This is a genomic window from Ensifer sp. EB106-03-01-XG145 (assembly GCF_058792075.1).
In genome coordinates, this window is sequence record NZ_JBYTEC010000071.1 from 1 (window position 1) to 1,143 (window position 1,143).

Consider the following 1,143-nt stretch of genomic DNA (forward strand, 5'->3'; position numbering starts at 1 on the left):
TCTGCTTCTTCATTCGTCCGTCCTTTAATGGGCCGGACTCTAATCCAATCTGGAGGAAATTCGCAGTGGCAGGTCACGAGCCAGAAGCTATTGCATTCGAAATGCCTGGGCGGAAGGTTCGATTCCCTTAAAGGCGAAGACAACGATGCTCGTTCAGTCTCGTGCTAAAACGATGTCGTCAGCACCACGCCCGCCCTACTGTGGACGGCCTGGAAGCGAAGCCACTGCGATCCACAATCATACTTGTGAAGGCGCCGGCGGTACGCAGGATCGCTCGACTCTCTAACCCCTTCGATGTGTTCAAACCCAGCAGCAGCGATGTTATTGTGGGGGGCCGAGACAACCTCGTTTCAGCGTCGGTCCGGTTTCAACGAATGTCCCTGAAGCTTTTATCGAATTAGCATCGGAGGTATGATCGTGCGAAAATTTCCAACCTTATTACTCTTTGCGGGAACGCTGGCCACGATAGGCGGTGTGGGGTTCGCTGCAAGCGATAAAAACACCGTCCGTGTGCCGGATGGTCTCGGCTTCGCTGACTTCAAGGGTTACGAAAGCTGGGAAGTGGTTTCTGTTGCAGCCGTAGATCCTACGGAATCGGTCATGGGCGGCGATTCTGGTACGGTTCTGAATGTTATTATGGCCAATCCGACGATGATTGAGGCCTACAAGAAAGGCGTTCCAGGCAACGGCACGAAATTTCCCGACGGGTCAAAGATTGCGAAAATCCAATGGAAGGCAGCGAAGGATGCAGACGCACCATTTTCGGTGAACGTGCCGAACGCGTTGCGCAATGTTGCCTTCATCGAAAAGGACAGCAAGAGATTTGAGGCCAGTGGCGGTTGGGGATATGCCAACTTCAACTATGACGCGGCATCCGATTCCTTTGCTCCGGACGGGAAGGGCTCCGACTGTGGATTTGCCTGTCATAGCGCCGTGGAAGCAAAAGACTACATTTTCCACGCCTATCAGAAGCGTTGACTTGTTTGAGAGCCCTTGAAGACGGCGACCGACGCCGTGCTCCCAGATGATGCCACACGTAGCACAATGCGTACGAATAGGGCGGCCAAGGGCATTCCGGCACCCTTGGATCGGAGCGACGACGGTGCAGGCGCGACGGTTGACGGGCCGGACACGTCGGCTGAC

1 protein-coding gene is annotated in these 1,143 nt (G+C 54.9%); it reads left to right on the top strand.

Going from position 1 to position 1,143, the window contains the following annotated elements:
* Window positions 1–411 precede the first annotated feature (411 nt).
* Window positions 412–978 (top strand): cytochrome P460 family protein, encoded by a 567-nt coding sequence (locus tag AC3WWH_RS34780; protein ID WP_063891469.1) that lies wholly within the window; start codon window positions 412–414, stop codon window positions 976–978.
* The last annotated feature ends 165 nt before the right edge of the window (window positions 979–1,143 follow it).